The sequence below is a fragment of the Streptomyces sp. AJS327 genome, assembly GCF_013450295.1.
GTDB lineage: Bacteria > Actinomycetota > Actinomycetes > Streptomycetales > Streptomycetaceae > Streptomyces.
The window spans coordinates 123,845-141,401 of record NZ_SKBR01000001.1; the positions used below are offsets into that span (position 1 = coordinate 123,845).

General features: G+C 74.5%; 12 protein-coding genes and 1 pseudogene. 9 read left to right on the plus strand and 4 right to left on the minus strand.

Annotated features, from left to right (window positions below; all coding sequences use genetic code 11):
- Positions 1 to 242: 242 nt before the first annotated feature.
- Positions 243 to 1,241, plus strand: a pseudogene (locus E0L36_RS00475) (SGNH/GDSL hydrolase family protein); the annotation flags it as partial.
- A 494-nt stretch (positions 1,242 to 1,735) separates the two neighbouring features.
- Here E0L36_RS00475 and E0L36_RS00480 read toward each other — a convergent pair.
- Entirely contained in the window at positions 1,736 to 2,110 is a 375-nt protein-coding gene (locus E0L36_RS00480; RefSeq protein ID WP_180926872.1) for a VOC family protein, read from the minus strand.
- A gap of 367 nt (positions 2,111 to 2,477) precedes the next feature.
- On the opposite strand from E0L36_RS00480, the gene E0L36_RS00485 reads away from it, so the two are divergent.
- Positions 2,478 to 3,080 carry a pyridoxamine 5'-phosphate oxidase family protein gene (locus E0L36_RS00485; RefSeq protein WP_180928496.1) on the plus strand — a complete coding sequence of 201 codons (603 nt, stop codon included), beginning with the start codon at positions 2,478 to 2,480 and terminating at the stop codon, positions 3,078 to 3,080.
- Between the two features lie 175 nt (positions 3,081 to 3,255).
- Here E0L36_RS00485 and E0L36_RS00490 read toward each other — a convergent pair whose 3' ends face one another.
- Positions 3,256 to 4,650, minus strand: coding sequence for a diaminopimelate decarboxylase (locus tag E0L36_RS00490; RefSeq protein WP_180926873.1), 1,395 nt, complete (start codon positions 4,648 to 4,650; stop codon positions 3,256 to 3,258).
- Between the two features lie 539 nt (positions 4,651 to 5,189).
- Between E0L36_RS00490 and hutU the strand changes: the two genes are divergently transcribed.
- The 5 genes from hutU (at position 5,190) to E0L36_RS00515 (ending at position 12,942) form a co-directional block, all read left to right on the plus strand.
- Positions 5,190 to 6,953, plus strand: a complete 1,764-nt coding sequence (gene hutU / locus E0L36_RS00495; RefSeq protein WP_180926874.1) for a urocanate hydratase — start codon at positions 5,190 to 5,192, stop codon at positions 6,951 to 6,953.
- 191 nt (positions 6,954 to 7,144) lie between these two features.
- Entirely contained in the window at positions 7,145 to 8,332 is a 1,188-nt protein-coding gene (locus E0L36_RS00500) for an allantoate amidohydrolase (RefSeq protein ID WP_180928497.1), read from the plus strand.
- Positions 8,329 to 9,708 (plus strand): formimidoylglutamate deiminase, encoded by a 1,380-nt coding sequence (locus E0L36_RS00505; RefSeq protein WP_180928498.1) that lies wholly within the window; start codon positions 8,329 to 8,331, stop codon positions 9,706 to 9,708. The genes E0L36_RS00500 and E0L36_RS00505 overlap by 4 nt, the downstream gene beginning before the upstream one ends.
- A 136-nt stretch (positions 9,709 to 9,844) precedes the next feature.
- Positions 9,845 to 11,044 carry an imidazolonepropionase gene (gene hutI / locus E0L36_RS00510; protein ID WP_180926875.1) on the plus strand — a complete coding sequence of 400 codons (1,200 nt, stop codon included), beginning with the start codon at positions 9,845 to 9,847 and terminating at the stop codon, positions 11,042 to 11,044.
- Between the two features lie 257 nt (positions 11,045 to 11,301).
- The gene (locus tag E0L36_RS00515; RefSeq protein ID WP_180926876.1) at positions 11,302 to 12,942 is read left to right on the plus strand and encodes an MFS transporter; all 1,641 of its coding nucleotides are present in this window, start codon (positions 11,302 to 11,304) and stop codon (positions 12,940 to 12,942) included.
- Positions 12,943 to 13,069: 127 nt separating this feature from the next.
- Here E0L36_RS00515 and E0L36_RS00520 read toward each other — a convergent pair whose 3' ends face one another.
- Positions 13,070 to 14,035 (minus strand): RNA polymerase sigma factor SigF, encoded by a 966-nt coding sequence (locus E0L36_RS00520; RefSeq protein ID WP_180926877.1) that lies wholly within the window; start codon positions 14,033 to 14,035, stop codon positions 13,070 to 13,072.
- Between the two features lie 247 nt (positions 14,036 to 14,282).
- Here E0L36_RS00520 and E0L36_RS00525 point away from each other — a divergent pair, with 247 nt between their 5' ends.
- The gene (locus E0L36_RS00525) at positions 14,283 to 14,663 is read left to right on the plus strand and encodes an STAS domain-containing protein (RefSeq protein ID WP_180926878.1); all 381 of its coding nucleotides are present in this window, start codon (positions 14,283 to 14,285) and stop codon (positions 14,661 to 14,663) included.
- A 362-nt stretch (positions 14,664 to 15,025) separates the two neighbouring features.
- Positions 15,026 to 15,556 (plus strand): ATP-binding protein, encoded by a 531-nt coding sequence (locus E0L36_RS00530; protein WP_258015954.1) that lies wholly within the window; start codon positions 15,026 to 15,028, stop codon positions 15,554 to 15,556.
- Positions 15,557 to 15,937: 381 nt separating this feature from the next.
- On the opposite strand, the gene E0L36_RS00535 is transcribed toward E0L36_RS00530, so the two are convergent.
- The gene (locus E0L36_RS00535) at positions 15,938 to 17,455 is read right to left on the minus strand and encodes a peptide MFS transporter (RefSeq protein ID WP_180926880.1); all 1,518 of its coding nucleotides are present in this window, start codon (positions 17,453 to 17,455) and stop codon (positions 15,938 to 15,940) included.
- Between the last annotated feature and the right edge of the window lie 102 nt (positions 17,456 to 17,557).

Sequence of the window (17,557 nt, forward strand, 5' to 3'; positions counted from 1 at the left end):
CATATTGCGCAACACGCGCACACCGGGGGTGCGTTGCGGGCTGGGCTGGGCGGGGCACCACAGTCTTGAGGGGGTTTGCCCCCCTCCGGCCGTCCGCATCGATTCTCCGCCACGGCGAGGCATCCATTCCCGCCGCGGGGGTCCACGGTGCCCGGCGGTCCCCAGCCAGCAACCAGTCAGCACCAGTTATTTCCTGTCATGTCTCAGCATCTCCAGTCGGGAGGCGGACCAGCACGATGCCGATGTCCAGGGCGGCAAGCGCGAGAGTGGCGCGGCGGATCGCGACGGCGGCCGCGTACGGGGGCGGAGGGATCGGCCTGCTCGGGGGAGCGGTGGTCGGTCTGCTCTTCACCGAGATCCAGATGGCCAAACGAAGGGTGGGAAGGGCCGGTTCGGGTCTTCCGCCCACCGCCGACGGGCACTATGGCACCGCCTTCACCGGCCTCCACCCCGGCCGTCCGCTCCGGCTGGCCTTCCTCGGCGACTCGACGGCGGCCGGTCAGGGGGTGACCCTGGCCCGGCAGACCCCGGCCGGGCTGCTGGCCTCCGCGCTCTCCGCGGTGGCGGAACGCCCCGTCGAGCTGCGCAACGTCGCGCGGTCCGGTGCCCAGTCGGAGGATCTGGAGCGGCAGGTCTCGGAGGTGCTGGGGTACGGGCCGGCCCACACTCCGGACATCTGCGTGATCATGGTCGGCGCCAACGACGTCACGCACCGGACCTCGCCCGCGAGGTCGGTACGGCACCTCTCGGAGGCCGTGGCGCGGCTGCGCACCGCGGGCGGTGCCGTCGTCGTCGGGACCTGCCCCGACCTGGGGACGATCGAGCCGGTGGCGCAGCCGCTGCGCTGGATCGCGCGGCGGCTCAGCCGCCAGCTCGCGGCGGCGCAGACCATCGCGGTGGTCGAGGAGGGCGGGCGTACGGTCTCGCTCGGTGACCTGCTGGGCCCGGAGTTCGCCGCCAACCCGCGCGAGCTGTTCGGCCCGGACCGCTACCATCCCTCGGCCGAGGGCTACGCGACGGCGGCGATGGCCGTACTGCCCACCGTCTGCGCGGCGTTGGGGCTGTGGCCCAGCGAGGACGAGCGGCCGGACGCCGCGCGGCGGGAGGGTGTGCTGCCGGTGGCCCGCGCGGCCGTCGAGGCGGTCTCCGAGGGCGGCACCGAGGTGGCCGCGATGCGCGGACCGTGGGCGCTACTCAAACGGCGCCGCCGCCGCACCCTGCCCCCGGCCGAGGATCCCGGGGGCGCGGACCCCGGGCCCCCGGACACCCCGATGACGCGGAACGCGGCCGGGACGGGGGACGGGCTGGGAGCCCCGGACGCGGCGGGTACGGGGGACGGGCCGGACGCCCCCGTTCCGCCCGCCACCCCGGGGACCGCCGATACCGCCGCCGCCACCGCCGCCACCGACGGTGACGGTGACGGGGACGGCGGTGATGGCGGTGACGGCGGCGGTGACCGGACCCCGGACGAGGGCTCCGACGATCTGGGGAACACCCGGCGGGAGGGCGCGGACGTTCCCCGTGGACCGGACGAGCCCGCCGACTCCCGCCTCCGCTGAGCCGGAACCGGCCGCCCCCGCTTCGGCGGGCGGAGGCGGATGGAGGTGGGCGGAGTCCGGTGGGCCGGGCGGCGGCCGGGCGGCGGGAAGTGCCCGTCCGCCTGGCAGCCAGCCCGCCTGAGCTCCCGGCCGCCCGGCCGCCCCTCACGCTCCCCACGGCCGCTTCGGGGGTGCGGTCAGCCGGGCTCGTTGATCTGGAGGAACTGGAGGTAGTTGCCGTCCGGGTCCTCCACCGTCGCGATCTTCCCCGCGTCGAAGTCCTCGACCGGGCGGATCCACCGGACGTTCATGGCGTTCAGCTGACGCTCGGCCTCCGCCATGTCCGAGACGGTGACGTTGAACAGGTACCGGCCGGGCTCGGCGGGGCGCTCGGCGACGTCGTCCCGCTGGTCGAAGCCGAGGTAGATGTTGCCCCCGAGGGCGAGCATGTGCTCCTCCCAGACGGCGCCGAGCGGCTCCAGCAGCTCCCGGTACCAGGTGGAGAGCTTCTCCGGCTTGCTGCTGGCCAGGATCAGGCCGGCGCCGGTCACGTTCGGCGGGTTCGCGGTCATCTCTGGGCTCCTTGCTGTCAGGGGTGAGTTGTCGCCGGTAGGGACCGGTGCCCGCGCCGGAACTCATCGGTCACCACGGAATCCGTCCGGTGTCTGCCGGGCTGCCGGGTTGCCGGGGCCGTCCGGTCCGGACCCGGCCGTCCCCGCGATGAGTTCGGGCGCCGGGCGCGGTCGGTAGCGGTGGAAGACGGCCACGGCGCGGGCCGCGCGGCGGTCCGGGACACGGCGTGACGGACGCGGCGCGCGGCGCGACGGCCGTGACGGGAGCGGTACGGGAGGAGCGTGGGACGCGGTGCGGCAGGAGAGCGGCGGGACGAGGGACGGCGGTGGCGGGGACGGCGGCGCGGCGGCCGGCACGCCGGAGACAGTGACGGCGGGGGCGGCGGGGGAGACGGGGGAGGGCGGGGCGGCCGGGGGCGCTGTCCTCCCGCACTCCCATCTCGACCTCCGCTACAGCGAACCGGACGTGGACGCGACCGAGTGGTCCGAGGCGCGGGAACTGCTCGCGGAGGCGGAGCTGTACTGGCTGACGACGGTGCGGCCGGACGGCCGTCCGCACGTCACCCCGCTGCTGGCGGTGTGGCGGGACGAGCGGCCGTACTTCTGCACGGGCCCGGAGGAGCGCAAGGCGCGCAACCTGGCGCGGGAGCCCCGCTGCGCGCTGACCACCGGCCGGAACTCGCTCGGGCCCGGCCTCGACGTGGTGCTGGAGGGAACCGCCGAACGAGTGCGGGACACGGCGGAGTTGGAGGCGCTCGCCGCCGCCTGGGTGGCGAAGTACGGCCCGGACTGGCGTTTCACGGTGCGGGACGGGATGTTCTGGCACGGGGGCGGGGACGGCGGATCGGCCGAGGTGTACACGGTGGTCCCGGACCGGGTGTTCGGCTTCGGGAAGCGTCCGTACAGCCAGACCCGGTGGACCTTCCGGCCCCGCTGGCCCGTGGGGCTCGGCGGCACCGGCGCCTTCTGACACCCGGCCCGGCCCGAGTCGCGCGGCGCCACGGCCACGGCCCGAGGGGCCGGGGTACGGCGGCCACGCCCGCCCGGGGCGGGTACGGCGGGGTGCCCTGGCGGGTCCCCGCCCCGACGCCCGGCCGCCGTCCTGCCCGGTCGCCGGGGCCGGTCGCCCGGTCGCCGGGTGGTGGTCAGGGGCGTGGGGCTGGGTCCTCCGGGTCTGGACCGTCCGGGGCCGGGCGGTGGAGCAGCGCGTCGCGGGCGGCGCCCCCGGACTCCGCGACGATCGAGTCGAGCCCCTGGGGCTCCCGTACGGTGGCGAACCGCACCTCGGACCGGCCGCCGTGCTGCTCGACCGTGAAGCCGTACACCCCCGGGCGGGGGAGGCTGTTGTAGCCGAACGGGGTCGAGAAGTAGTACGCGCCGGTGTCCAGCAGGCCCACGTAGTCCCCCTCGTCCAGGGCCGGGAGCGGGTGCCCGGTGGCGACCAGGTCCCCGGCGAAGCAGCAGGGCCCGGCGACGTCCCACGCGGTGGCCGGGCCGCTCTTCGCCTCGCCGTCCGGGCCGTAGGGGGCGACCCGCAGCGGCCAGGAGCCGGGCGCGAACACGGTCCGCACGGCGAGCTGCGCGCCCGCGTGGGTGAGGGCGATGGGGCGGCCGCCCGCGCTCTTGACGTACTCGACGCGGGCCAGCACCAGTCCCGCCTTGGCCAGCAGGGACCGGCCGAACTCGGTGACCAGGGCGTACCGTCCGTCGAAGAGTCCGGGGACGGTACGGGCGAGCAGCCGCGCGTACTCCTGGAAGGTGGGTGTCACCTCGTCGGAGCCGAAGTTGACGGGCAGCCCGCCGCCCAGGTCGAGGGTGTCGACGCGTGGTGCGCCGACGGCGCGGTTGATCTCCTCGGCCAGCTCGTACGTCTCGCGCACACCCTGGGCCATCAGCTCCAGCGGGCAGCCCTGGGACCCGACGTGCGCGTGCAGCCGGGTCAGCCAGGGGCGGTCCACGAAGGCGCGGACCACCGCCGCACGCGCTCCCGGATCGCGCAGCGGAAAGCCGAACTTGGAGGTGTCCGTCGCGGTGCTCATCGCCCCGATCGCGCCGCCGCCGATCTGCGGGTTGACGCGCAGTCCGAGGGGCGACCGGGTCGGCGCGGAGGCGACCAGCGTGTCCAGCCGGGCCAGCTCCTGGGCGTTGTCGGCGTTCAGCGCGATGCCGAGGGCCAGCGCCTCCCGCAGTTCGGCGCGGGTCTTGGCGGGCGAGTCCAGCACGGTGTGCTCGGGCCGCACCCCGGCGGCCCGCGCGAGGGCCAGCTCCCCCGGGCTGGCCGCCTCGCAGCCGAGGCCCTCCTCGGCCAGCAACCGCAGGACGGGGACGAGCGATCCGGCCTTGACGGCGAAGGTGTGCAGGATGTGCTGCCGGGGCGCGGCCTGTTCGGCGAAGGCCGCGCGCAGCGCGCGGGCCGCCTCCCGGATCGACCGGACGTCCAGGAGTCCGGCGACGGGACGCTGGTCGGTGGTGACCAGGCCCTGGTCGATGGCTCCCGCCACGGCGAGCGCGCGGCGGGTGGGTGCGTGGTCGAGGTCCATGACCCGATGGTGCACGAGTGTTCGCGTTTCCGAGAGGGCCCGTCCCCCGCTCCGCGCGGGGCCGTTCGGGGTTCCGCGCGGACCGGGGAGGGGCCGTACCGGGTCCGTCGCGGGCCGTCGGGTGGAGCCGGAACGGCCGGGTGTGGGCCGGGGGATGGCCGGGCGCCGCGTGGGTGCTCGCCGGGGACGGCGCGTGGTGGCGGGGCGTCATCGGGGGCCGGTGCGGGCGGTGTTGACTAAAACTATTCACCTCTTAGGGTGTGTGAATAGTGGAACGCGTGGGAGGTGTGTCCGGTATGCGGCACCGTCCCCCTCCGCGTCCCTCGTCCGTCGCCCGGCACGCACCGTCCGCCGGACAGCGCGCGCCGGGGCACCGGGCTGTGCCGGCTCGGCGGCCGGTCAGCTCGTCGCGGGGGCGGGGGTGTTCGACGGTCCGTGGGGCGCGTCCCGTCCGTGCGGGCCGACCGTCGTCAGCGGGGACCGAACGGGCTCGCGCCCGGCCGGTCCACCATCCATGAGGCACCCGGAAGGCAGGGATCATGCCACCGTCTGGAGCACCGTCGGAATCCCAGGAGCAGCGGCACCGGGTGGTGCGGGCGCCGCGCGGCAGCACGCTGAGCGCCCGGGGCTGGGCGCAGGAGGCGGCGCTGCGGATGCTGCGGAACAACCTCGATCCGGAGGTCGCCGAGCACCCCGACAAGCTCGTGGTCTACGGGGGCACCGGGCGGGCGGCGCGGGACTGGCCCTCGTTCGACGCGATGGTGCGCACCCTGACCACGCTCGGGAACGACGAGACGATGCTGGTGCAGTCCGGCCGCCCGGTCGGGGTGCTCCAGACGCACGAGTGGGCGCCCCGGGTGCTGATCGCCAACTCCAACCTGGTCGGTGACTGGGCCAACTGGGAGGAGTTCCGCCGCCTCGAACAGCTCGGGCTGACGATGTACGGCCAGATGACCGCCGGGTCCTGGATCTACATCGGCACCCAGGGCATCCTCCAGGGCACCTACGAGACCTTCGCGGCGGTCGCGGCGAAGCTGGCCCGCGCGGCTGCCGGTGGTTCCGGCGACTCCGGGGCCGGGGCCACGCTCGCCGGAACCATCACCCTGACCGCCGGGCTCGGCGGGATGGGCGGGGCGCAGCCGCTGGCCGTCACCATGAACGGCGGGGTGGTCATCTGCGTCGAGTGCGACCCCTCGCGCATCGAGCGCCGGATCGCCCACCGCTACCTGGACACCCGCGCCGACTCCCTGGAGGAGGCGCTGCGGCTGGCGGTCGAGGCGCGGGACGCGCGGCGGCCCCGCTCCATCGGGCTGCTCGGCAACGCGGCGGACGTGCTGCCCCGGCTGCTGGAGATGGACGCCCCCATCGACATCGTCACCGACCAGACCAGCGCCCACGACCCGCTCAGCTACCTGCCCAGCGGCGTCGCCTTCGAGGACATGGCCGGGTACGCCGCCGAGCGGCCCGCCGAGTTCACCGAGCGGGCCCGCGAGTCGATGGCCCGGCACGTGGAGGCGATGGTCGGCTTCCTGGACGCGGGCGCCGAGGTCTTCGACTACGGCAACTCCATCCGGGGCGAGGCCCAACTCGCCGGGTACGGCCGCGCCTTCGACTTCCCCGGTTTCGTCCCCGCGTACATCAGGCCGCTGTTCTGCGAGGGCCGGGGGCCCTTCCGCTGGGCGGCGCTCTCCGGAGACCCGAAGGACATCGCCGCGACCGACCGCGCGCTGCTCGACCTGTTCCCGGAGAACGAGTCGCTGGCCCGCTGGCTCCGGATGGCCGGGGAGCGGGTCCACTTCCAGGGGCTGCCCGCGCGGATCTGCTGGCTGGGCTACGGCGAACGGGACCGCGCGGGCGAGCGGTTCAACGACATGGTCGCCAGTGGGGAACTCTCCGCTCCGCTGGCGCTCGGCCGGGACCATCTGGACTGCGGCTCGGTCGCCTCGCCCTACCGCGAGACCGAGAGCATGCGGGACGGCTCCGACGCCATCGCCGACTGGCCACTGCTCAACGCCATGGTCAACGTCGGCTCCGGCGCCTCCTGGGTCTCCATCCACCACGGCGGCGGCGTCGGGATGGGCCGTTCACTGCACGCCGGGCAGGTCACGGTCGCCGACGGCACGCCGCTCGCGGGCGAGAAGCTGCGCCGGGTGCTCACCAACGACCCGGGCACCGGCGTCATCCGGCACGTCGACGCGGGGTACGAGGAGGCCGAACGGGTCGCCGCCGAGACCGGGGTGCGGGTACCGATGCGCGAGGGCCCGCCCGACGCGGGTGCCCCCGGCGCGGGCGGCGCGGCGTGACGGCCCCGGCCGGTACCCCCGGCGCGGACCCCGAGCCGCCGCACGACCCGGCGCACCCCGGCGTGACCTCGACGACCGCCCAACCCGGCGAGCGCGCGGCGTCCCCGGCAGTCCCAGCGTCCCCGGCGGTCCCAGCGTCCCCGGCGGTCCCAGCGTCCTCAGCGTCCTCGGTGGGCCCGTCGTTCCAGCGGATGTGGCGGGAGCTGGCCCCGCTCGGGCGCTCCGCCACCACCGGCGGCTACCGCCGCCACGCCTGGACTCCGGCGGACGGCGACTGCCGCGCCTGGTTCCGGGAACAGGCGGCGGCGCGCGGCCTCGTCCACGAGGAGGACCGCAACGGCAACCAGTGGGCCTGGTACGGCGATCCGCGCGCGGGAGGCGCCGTCGTCACCGGCTCCCACCTCGACTCCGTCCCGGACGGCGGCGCCTTCGACGGCCCGCTCGGCGTGGTCTCCGGCTTCGCCGCGCTGGACGGGCTGCGCGCGCGGGGCGCCGCGCCCGCTGTGCCGCTCGCGGTGGTCAACTTCACCGACGAGGAGGGCGCCCGCTTCGGCCTCGCCTGCGTCGGCTCCCGCCTGACCGCCGGAGGGCTCGCCCCCGAGACGGCCCGGGCCCTGCGCGACGCCGAGGGCGTCAGCCTCGCCACGGCGCTGGAGCGCGCCGGGCGCGACCCCGAGGCGATCGGCCCCGACCCCGAACGGCTCGGCCGGATCGCCGCCTTCGTCGAACTCCACATCGAGCAGGGGCGGTCGCTGGTCGACACCGGGCACCCCGTCGGGGTGGCCTCGGCGGTGTGGCCGCACGGCCGCTGGCGCTTCGACTTCACCGGCGAGGCCAACCACGCGGGCACCACCCGCCTCGACGACCGCCGCGACCCGATGCTCACCTACGCGGGCACCGTGCTCGACGCGCGCGAACAGGCCCGGCTGGCCGGGGCGCTCGCCACCTTCGGGAAGGTCGCCGTCGAACCCAACGGGGTGAACGCCATCCCGTCCGTGGTGCGCGGCTGGCTCGACTCCCGCGCCCCCGACGAGCCGACGCTCGACGCCCTCGTCACCGCGATCGAGCGGGCGGCCGCCGAGCGGGGCCGTCGCGAGGGCGTCGGCGTCCGGACGGAACGCGAGTCCCACACCCCGCTGGTGGAGTTCGACCACACCCTCCGTGACCAGCTCGCCGCCCGCCTCGGCGGGGCGCCGCTGCTGCCCACCGGCGCCGGGCACGACGCCGGCATCCTCTCCGGCTCCGTGCCCACCGCCATGCTGTACGTACGCAATCCGACGGGCGTCTCGCACGCCCCGGCCGAGTTCGCCACCGAGGACGACTGCGCGGCCGGGGTCGCCGCCCTCACCGACGTACTGGAGGGGCTCGCGTGCCGATGACGTACTGGTGCGAACACGCCTGGCTGAACGGCACCGTGGAACCCGGCGTCGTACTGGAGGTCGGCGCCGACGGGACGATCACCGAGGTGCGCCGCGAGGTGCCCGCGCCGCCCCCCGGCGCCGAACCGCTGCGCGGGCTGACCGTGCCCGGCTTCGCCAACGCCCACAGCCACGCCTTCCACCGGGCGCTGCGCTCCAGCACCCAGGTGGGCTCCGGCACCTTCTGGACCTGGCGCGAGCAGATGTACCAGACGGCGTCCCGGCTCACCCCGGACACCTACCTCGCGCTCGCCCGCGCCACCTACGCCGAGATGGCGCTCGCCGGGATCTCCTGCGTCGGCGAGTTCCACTACCTGCACCACGACGTCGGCGGAGCCCGGTACGCCGACCCGAACGCCATGGGCCGGGCGCTGATCGAGGCGGCCGCCGAGGCCGGGGTACGCCTCACTCTGCTCGACGCCGCCTACCTGGCCTCCGGCTTCGGAACCGGCGGCCAGGGCGAACCGCCGACCACCCCGCAACTCCGGTTCTGCGACACCGACGGCACGCGTAACGGCGCGCCCCGCCCGTCCGCCGACGCCTGGGCCGAGCGGGTCTCCGCGCTGCGCCCCGAGGGCGCGCACGCCCGGGTTGGCGCCGCGATCCACTCCGTCCGCGCGGTGCCCGCCCGGGAGCTGGACACCGTCGCCCGGTGGGCGGCGGACCGCGCGGCGCCCCTCCACTTCCACCTCTCCGAGCAGCGCGCCGAGAACGACGCCTGCCAACGCGCCCACGGCCGCACCCCCACCGCGCTGCTCGCGGAGCACGGAGTGCTCGGCGCCCGCGCCACCGCCGTCCACGCCACCCAGCTCACCGACGCGGACGTCGCCGCGCTCGGCCGCTCCCACACGGCGGTGTGCGTCTGCCCCACCACCGAGCGGGACCTGGGCGACGGCATCGGCCCCGCCCCCGAGCTGCAACGTGCGGGCAGCACCCTCTGTCTGGGCAGCGACAGCCACGCGGTGATCGACATGCTGGAGGAGGCCCGCGCCCTGGAGCTGGACGAGCGGCTGCGCACCCGCACCCGGGGCCACTGGACGGCGGCCCAACTGCTGCGCGCCGCCACCGAGGACGGACACGCGGCGCTCGGCTGGCCGGAGGCGGGCCGTCTGGAGGTGGGCGCGCTCGCCGACCTCACCACCGTCGCGCTGGACTCGGTCCGTACGGCCGGCACCGAACCCCGGATGGCCGGGGAGGCGGCGGTCTTCGCCGGGACGGCGGCGGACGTGCGGCACACCGTGGTCGGCGGCCGCCACGTGGTGCGGGACGGGGCGCACACCCTAGTCGGTGACGTACCGCGCGCCCTCGCCGACGCCCTCGCCGCCCTCCGTGCTTGACCGCCCCCGATCCCACCCGCCCGGCACCCGACACCCGACCCTCCCCGAACCCGGCCCCCCGAACCCGGAACCGGACATCCCCGAACACGGGACACCCCCGAACACCGGACATCCCCAGACGACCGGAGGAACCGCCGTGCGCAGTGACACCCCCTCCCCGGACGGCGCCGCGCGCAGCACCGTCCTCAGCGGCATCGGCACGCTGGTCACCAACGACCCCGAACACGGCGCCGGACGCCTCGGCCTGATCGAGGACGCCGCGCTGGTGCTGGAGGGCGACCGGGTGGCCTGGGCGGGCCCCGCCTCCGTCGCGCCCCCCGCCGACACCTCCTACGACGTGGGCGGCCGCACCGTGCTCCCCGGCTTCGTCGACTCGCACTCCCACACGGTGTTCGGCGGCGACCGCACCGCCGAGTTCAACGCCCGTATGTCCGGGGAGAGTTACCAGGCCGGGGGCATCCGCACCACGGTCGCCGCGACCCGGGAGGCCGACGAGGCGGAGCTGGCCGCCCGGCTCGCCGCGCTGCTGCGCGAGATGCGGCGCCAGGGCACCACCACCGTCGAGGTCAAGTCCGGTTACGGCCTCACTCCCGAGCACGAGGCCCGCGCGCTGCGCCTCGCGGCCGAGCACACCGACGAGGTCACCTACCTCGGCGCCCACGTCGTGCCCCCCGAGTACGCCGACGACCCGGACGGGTACGTCGCCCTCGTCACCGGACCGATGCTGGACGCCTGCGCCCCCCACGCGCGCTGGGTGGACGTCTTCTGCGAACGCGGGGCCTTCGACGCCGACCAGTCCCGGGCGGTGCTCACCGCCGGGCAGGAGCGCGGACTCCTCGCCCGGGTGCACGCCAACCAGCTCTCGTACGGCCCGGGGGTGCGGCTCGCCGTCGAGCTGGGCGCCGCCTCCGCCGACCACTGCACCCACCTGACCGACGCGGACGTGGACGCGCTCGCCCACGGCGACACCGTCGCCACGCTGCTCCCCGGCTGCGAGTTCTCCACCCGCGCCGTCTACCCCGACGCGCGGCGGCTGCTCGACGCGGGCGTCACCGTCGCCCTCGCCACCGACTGCAACCCCGGCTCCTCCTTCACCTCCTCGATGCCGTTCTGTGTGGCGATCGCCGTCCGCGAGATGGGCATGACGCCCGACGAGGCCGTATGGGCCGCGACGGCGGGCGGCGCCGCCGCGCTGCGCCGCACCGACGTCGGACGGCTCGCCCCCGGCGCCCGCGCCGACCTCGCCCTGCTCGACGCGCCCTCCCCGGTACACCTCGCCTACCGCCCCGGGGTGCCGCTGGTCTCGGCCGTCTGGTCCGGCGGACGCCTGACCTGAGACGGGCGGAGGGGACCGGTCGGGACCGGACGGATCGGTCGGGACCGGACGGGGAGGGGACAGCAGGCGGGCACCAGGCGACAGGAGCGGACACGGGCGGGGGCACGAGGGGACACGGCGGGACGGGCGGGGCCGGGCGGAGGACGGGTTGGCCTGGCGAAACCGGGCCCGGGCCGTTCAGTACTGTGCATTGTTGTCCAGCGTTGTCCAGCGTTGTTCAGCACCGGCCCCATGACGCTCTCCCGGGAGGGGTCCCCATGCCCGAGCCCGCTCTCGATCGCCGACGGCGGCTGCTGGTCCTGGCGATCTGCTGTATGTCCCTGCTGATCGTCAGCCTCGACAACACCGCGCTCAACGTCGCGCTGCCCTCGATCCAGAAGGATCTCAACGCCTCGCTCTCCGGTCTCCAGTGGACGATCGACGCCTACACGCTGGTGCTCGCCTCGCTGCTGATGCTCGCCGGGGCCACCGCCGACCGGATCGGGCGGCGCCGGGTCTTCCGCGTCGGCCTGCTCGTCTTCGTCCTCGGCTCGCTGCTGTGCAGCCTCGCGCCCGGGCTGGACTGGCTGGTCGCGGCGCGGGTGCTCCAGGCCGTGGGCGGTTCGATGCTCAACCCCGTGGCGATGTCGATCATCACCAACACCTTCACCGACCCGCGCGAGCGGGCCCGCGCCATCGGGATCTGGGGCGGGGTCGTCGGCATCAGCATGGCCGCCGGGCCGATCGTCGGCGGGCTGCTCGTGGACTGGACGGGCTGGCAGGCGATCTTCTGGCTGAACATCCCCATAGGGCTGACGGCCTACCTGCTCACCACCCGCTACGTCCCCGAGTCCCGGGCCCCCCGCGCGCGCCGCGCCGACCCGGTCGGACAGTTGCTGATGATCGTGCTGCTCGGCGCGCTGACCTACGCGATCATCGAGAGCCCGCACCGCGGCCTCACCTCGCCCGTGGTCCTCGGCTGCGCCGCGCTCGCCGCGGCCGGGCTGGCCGGACTCCTCTGGTACGAGCCGCGCCGCGCGGAACCCCTGATCGACCTGCGTTTCTTCCGCAGCGCCCCGTTCAGCGGCGCCACCGCCGTCGCGGTGTTCGCCTTCGCCGCGCTCGGCGGCTTCCTCTTCCTCAACGCCCTCCACCTCCAGGACGTACGCGGGCTGAGCGCGCTGGAGGCCGGGCTGTACATGCTGCCGATGGCCGCCACCACGCTCGTCCTCGCGCCGGTCTCCGGCCGGATGGTGGGCGGCCGGGGGCCGCGGCTGCCGACGCTGCTGGCCGGGGTCGGCCTGACGGCGGCCGGGGTGTTCTTCGCGCTGACCGCCTCGCCCGACCTCCCCGACGCGGCGCTGCTCGCTGGGTACGTCGTCTTCGGCGCGGGTTTCGGCATCGTCAACGCGCCGATCACCAACACCGCCGTCTCCGGAATGCCACGCGCGCAGGCCGGGGTGGCGGCGGCGGTCGCCTCCACCAGCCGCCAGGTGGGGCAGTCGCTCGGGGTGGCGGTGATCGGCGCGGTGATGGCCTCGGCCGCGCTCGCCAGCGACGGCGGGAGGACGGGCGGGAGCTTCGCGGGCTCGGAGCGCACCGCCTGGTGGATCATCGCGGGCTGTGGATTCGCGGTGCTGCTGCTCGGCGCGCTCACCACCGGCCGCTGGGCGCGCGCGACCGCCGAACGGACGGCGAGGCTGCTCGAACCCCACGGCGAGCGCCCAGAGGGCGCGTGGCCCGCGGACGCCGATCGTGCACGCGACCGCGCTGACCGCGCGGCGGAGGAGGGCGCGGCCCGGGGTGGCGACCGCTGGGCCGGTCCCTCCCGGGGAGGCCCCGGCGGGCGGTCCCGGGGACGGCGCGGGGGAACGGCCCCCGGCGAGGACCGCCGCCCCGGCGAGCCCGGCGGCCGGTAGCCACCGGAACCACCGGAACCACCGAGGGGCGTGTGCCCCGCCCCGGAAACGCCGAGGGCCCGGCCGGACGAGTACGGGTCCGGCCGGGCCCTCGGCGCGCACGGGGTGTTCGCGGGGACGCGGGGCGTCACTCCTCGATCATCAGCCCCTTGCGGAGCTTGGCCAGGGTGCGGGAGAGCAGCCGGGAGACGTGCATCTGCGAGATGTTCAGCTCCTCGCCGATCTCCGACTGGGTCATGTTGGCGACGAACCGGAGCGAGAGGATCTGCTTGTCCCGCGGGGAGAGTTCGGCGATCAGCGGCTTCAGGGACTCGACGTACTCGATGCCCTCCAGGCCGTGGTCCTCGTAGCCGATGCGGTCGGCCAGCGCCCCCTCGGTGTCGTCCTCCTCCGGCTGGGCGTCCAGCGAGCTGGCGGTGTACGCGTTGCTCGCCGCCATGCCCTCGACGACCTCGTCGGTGGTGAGGTTCAGCCGCTCGGCCAGTTCCTCGACGGTCGGTGCGCGGTCCAGCCGCTGGGAGAGCTCGTCGCCCGCCTTGGCGAGGTCGAGACGGAGTTCCTGGAGCCGCCGGGGAACGCGGACCGACCAGGAGGTGTCGCGGAAGAAGCGCTTGATCTCGCCGACGATGGTCGGCATCGCGAAGGTGGGGAACTCCACCCCGCGGGTGAGTTCGAACCGGTCGATCGCCTTGATCAGGCCGATGGTGCCGACCTGGACGATGTCCTCCATGGGCTCGCTGCGCGAACGGAAGCGCGCGGCGGCGAACTTGACCAGTGCGAGGTTCAGTTCGACGAGCGTGTTGCGGACGTAGGCGTGCTCGTGGGTGCCTTCCTCAAGCCCCTCCAGCCTCTCGAAGAGGGTTCTGGACAGGGCCCGGGCGTCGAGCGGTCCCACCTCGTCATAGGGTGGGATCTCCGGGAGTTGGTCGAGGAGTTCCTCGGCCACGTCCTGGCCGGTGAGCTCCGTGTTCTGGACCGCAAGTCCCGCATCCTGATCCGGGCCGGTGACCTCCGCCGCTTCCGAGCCGGGCAGCTCGGAGTCGGTGATCTCCGGTATCCCGGGGTCGAGCCGGGGTGACATGGTGTCCTCCATCTTTCTCGGCGTATGGCTGCCGAAGCCGTGACGTGCACTACGAGGTGCGGCGCCTCCAAAGCCGACGTGTTTCCGATGTCCCTACTAGGCGTACCTGTTTCCGGGTAGCGATGGCAAGTTGCTTTTGTCCAAATTTGCCCTATTGCGTGGCTTGTTCGGCTACCGTCCGACCCGGGGAAGGCGTAGGGTTCAGAACGCTTCAAAGGGGCAGCAGAAGTGGCCCTCACGCGATCAGAATGGGGTGTGCATGGACCGCGGGATGCCCGGCAGCACAAGCCGCGGCCGACTGACGGTCGCCGTACGGCACCAGGGGCCGAGCGCCGTCGTCACGTGCGAGGGTGAGCTGGATCACCACACCGCGGACCTGCTGCGCGAACCGCTGGAGCGCAGCGTCGAGGAGGGGTACAGCCGACTCGTCGTGGACTGCTCGGGGCTGGAGTTCTGCGACTCGACGGGGCTGAACGTCCTGCTCGGCGCCCGGCTGAAGGCCGAGGCGGCGGGTGGCGGAGTCCATCTCGCCGGGATGGGACCGGTGGTGGCGAGGGTGTTCGAGATCACCGGCGCCGGTGCCGTGTTCACCGTGCACGACGATCTGGACGCGGCCCTCGCCGGGCTTCCCGGCGCATAACGGGGACGTTACGCGCATCACACCAGTCCGGCCGAATCATCGGGTGTTCCCACGGTCCGGCAGGGCAGGAGACCTCTGAATCTGTCAGGCATTCGTTAACAGCGCGACCAGACTGGCGCCAGGCGACGAATCGGTTAATCGGTGATCGGTGAGGTGAACCACTGATGAGCACCACCCGGCCGCACCCGGCGGGCGACGGCGGCCCGGAGCCCGAGGGCACCGCGAGCACCGCTGCCGCGCCGGAGGCCGGGAACGCGTACGCCGGGCGGGCCGGACGTGGCGCGGGTGCCGTCGAGGACACCGGTACCGAGACGGCGCCGGACGCGGAGAGCGATGCCGGAGGCGAACGGGGAGGCGGAGCCATGCGGGCTGTCACGAACACCGTGCACACCACCGCCGTCAGCGAGGGGGGAACCCACGGCCCGGAGACGGGCGCGGACGGCGTCCCCGCACCGGGAGACGCCGAGGGCCAGGGGAGGGCGATGCGCCAGGTGCGCCGCCTCCGGCTGGTCGGCGTCTCGGGCCCGGTGCCGTGCGCCCGGGACTTCACCCGGCAGGCGCTGCACGACTGGGGCTGGCTGCCCGCCGCCACCGCCGACCAGCGGGCGGCGGCCGAGGACGCGCTGCTCGTCGTCTCCGAGCTGGTGACCAACGCCTGCCTGCACGCGGACGGCCCGGAGGAGCTGCGGGTGGGCACCGGCGCCAAGGTGCTGCGGCTGGAGGTCGTCGACCTCGGCAGCGGTTCGCCGTCGCCCCGCACCCCGCACCGGGCCGGACGGCCGGGCGGACACGGCATGTTCATCGTCCAGCGGCTCTGCCTGGACTGGGGCGTGGTCCGCAACAGCGACGGCGCGGGCAAGACCGTCTGGGCGGAACTCGCCGCCCCCAACTGACCCGTCCCAGGCCCCAACTGACCCGCTCCACCCCCAACTGACCCGCCTCGCCCCGGCGTCCCGTGGTCGTCACCCCCACCCTCACGGGCCCGTGCTCCGGTGCGCCCGTGAGCCGTGTCCACCGTCGCCGCTCGGCGGGGTGGTGCCCCCCGACGGGACCAACACCCGTGCGCACCCGGTCTTCTGAGCCACCGTTCGCCGCGCTGTTCGCGCCACCTCTCGCACCGTCGTCCGGACCGCCGCACCGCACGCGGGCGCCGGTCCGCGGTCCCCGTACGAGCCAGGACGGGGCGCCGACCGCGCCGGGGCGGGGGCGCGAAACGGCCGGTGCTCCCCGGGCGGGGAGAACCGGCCGTTCGTCACGCTGGCCCGGGGACGCGGTCAGCGGACCGAACCCATCAGCGCCTTCACCTTCGCGCGGTTCGCGTACATGGCCACTCCCGCGATCACCGCGAGCGTCGCCTCGGCCAGGATCACGCCGACGCCGCGCAGGTCCACCCCGGCGATCGACAGCAGCCCGGTGACACAGTTACCGGCAGTGACGGCGAGGAAGAAGACCGCCATCAGCTGGCTCCCGTACTTGGCCGGGGCGAGCTTGGTCGTCACCGACAGGCCGACCGGGGAGAGGCACAGCTCCGCGACGGTGTGCAGCAGGAAGATCAGCACCAGCCAGAGCGGGCTGGCCTTGTCGCCGCCCGCCGTCAGCGTCATCGGGAGGGCGAAGACGAAGAAGGAGAGCCCGGCGACGACCAGCGCGACCGAGAACTTGCCGGTGGTGCTGGGCTCCCGCCCGCGCCGGTTCAGCGCCAGCCAGATCGCCGCGAACACCGGGGCGAGCAGCAGGATCATCGCCGGGTTCAGCGACTGGTACCAGGACGAGGGGAAGTCGAGGCCGAAGAGGCTGTTGGCGCCCCGCGTCTCGCCGAAGGTCTGTACCGTCGAGGCACCCTGGTCGTAGATCATCCAGAAGACGGCGGCGACCACGAAGAACCAGGTGAACCCGGTCATCTTCCGTTGTTCCTCGTCGGTGAGGTCCCGGTCGCGCTTGATGCGGGCGATCACCAGCGCGGGGACGGCCAGTCCCAGGATGGTCAGCGGGACCATCGCCCAGTTGAGCGTGAAGTGCCCGGTGGCCACGACGACGGAGTAGAAGGCGGCCGTGACCGCCACCGCCACCAGCGTCTTGCGGAGCACCCCGCGCCGCTCCGGGTCGCTGAGCGGCAGCGGCACCTCGCTGCTGCGGGCGCTGAGGTGGCGCGAGCCGACCAGGAACTGGACCACGCCGAGCGCCATTCCGAGGGCGGCGAGCCCGAAGCCCAGGTGCCAGTTGACCTGCTGGCCGACGTAGCCGATCAGCAGGGTCGCCAGCAGGCTGCCGGTGTTGATCCCCATGTAGAAGATCGTGAAGCCGCCGTCCCGGCGGGGGTCGTCCGGCCCGTCGTAGAGGTGGCCGACCATCGTGGAGATGTTGGCTTTCATCAGGCCGGAGCCGGTGGCGATCAGGGCGAGGCCGACGAAGAACATCGGCTCGCCCGGGACGGTCAGCGAGAGGTGCCCGCAGACGATGATGACGCCGGAGACCGCCACGGTCCCGCGCGGGCCCCAGACCCGGTCGCCGAGCCAGCCCCCCGGCATGGTGAGCAGGTAGACCATGGCGTTGTAGACCGAGTAGATCGCCGTGGCCGTGACCGCGGTCATCGCGAGGCCGCCGAGCTGGGCGTCCTCCGCCGCGTCCGGGCCGCCCGAGATCAGGTAGACGACCAGCAGGGCACGCATGCCGTAGAAGCTGAACCGCTCCCACATCTCGGTCATGAACAGGGTGGCCAGCCCACGGGGGTGGCCGAAGAAGGTCTTGCCGCCGGGAGTGCCGACCGCGTCCTGTGTCGGGCTGGACGCCATGGGTGCGGGTTCCTCGCTGTGCTGGTGACGTGTACGTCGGCGCACGTGAACGACGGATGCCCGGTCGCGCGAGGCGGGGCCGCGGCGGAGCGCCGACGGCGT

What these genes read in the sequence shown, in the direction of transcription:
- E0L36_RS00480 (WP_180926872.1), bottom strand. Translation starts at nt 2,110, where the DNA reads ATGACCGCGAACCCGCCGAACGTGACCGGCGCCGGCCTGATCCTGGCC.
- E0L36_RS00490 (WP_180926873.1), bottom strand. Translation starts at nt 4,650, where the DNA reads ATGGACCTCGACCACGCACCCACCCGCCGCGCGCTCGCCGTGGCGGGA.
- hutU (WP_180926874.1), top strand. Translation starts at nt 5,190, where the DNA reads ATGCCACCGTCTGGAGCACCGTCGGAATCCCAGGAGCAGCGGCACCGG.
- E0L36_RS00500 (WP_180928497.1), top strand. Translation starts at nt 7,145, where the DNA reads ATGTGGCGGGAGCTGGCCCCGCTCGGGCGCTCCGCCACCACCGGCGGC.
- E0L36_RS00505 (WP_180928498.1), top strand. Translation starts at nt 8,329, where the DNA reads ATGACGTACTGGTGCGAACACGCCTGGCTGAACGGCACCGTGGAACCC.
- E0L36_RS00515 (WP_180926876.1), top strand. Translation starts at nt 11,302, where the DNA reads ATGCCCGAGCCCGCTCTCGATCGCCGACGGCGGCTGCTGGTCCTGGCG.
- E0L36_RS00520 (WP_180926877.1), bottom strand. Translation starts at nt 14,035, where the DNA reads ATGGAGGACACCATGTCACCCCGGCTCGACCCCGGGATACCGGAGATC.
- E0L36_RS00525 (WP_180926878.1), top strand. Translation starts at nt 14,283, where the DNA reads ATGGACCGCGGGATGCCCGGCAGCACAAGCCGCGGCCGACTGACGGTC.
- E0L36_RS00530 (WP_258015954.1), top strand. Translation starts at nt 15,026, where the DNA reads ATGCGGGCTGTCACGAACACCGTGCACACCACCGCCGTCAGCGAGGGG.
- E0L36_RS00535 (WP_180926880.1), bottom strand. Translation starts at nt 17,455, where the DNA reads ATGGCGTCCAGCCCGACACAGGACGCGGTCGGCACTCCCGGCGGCAAG.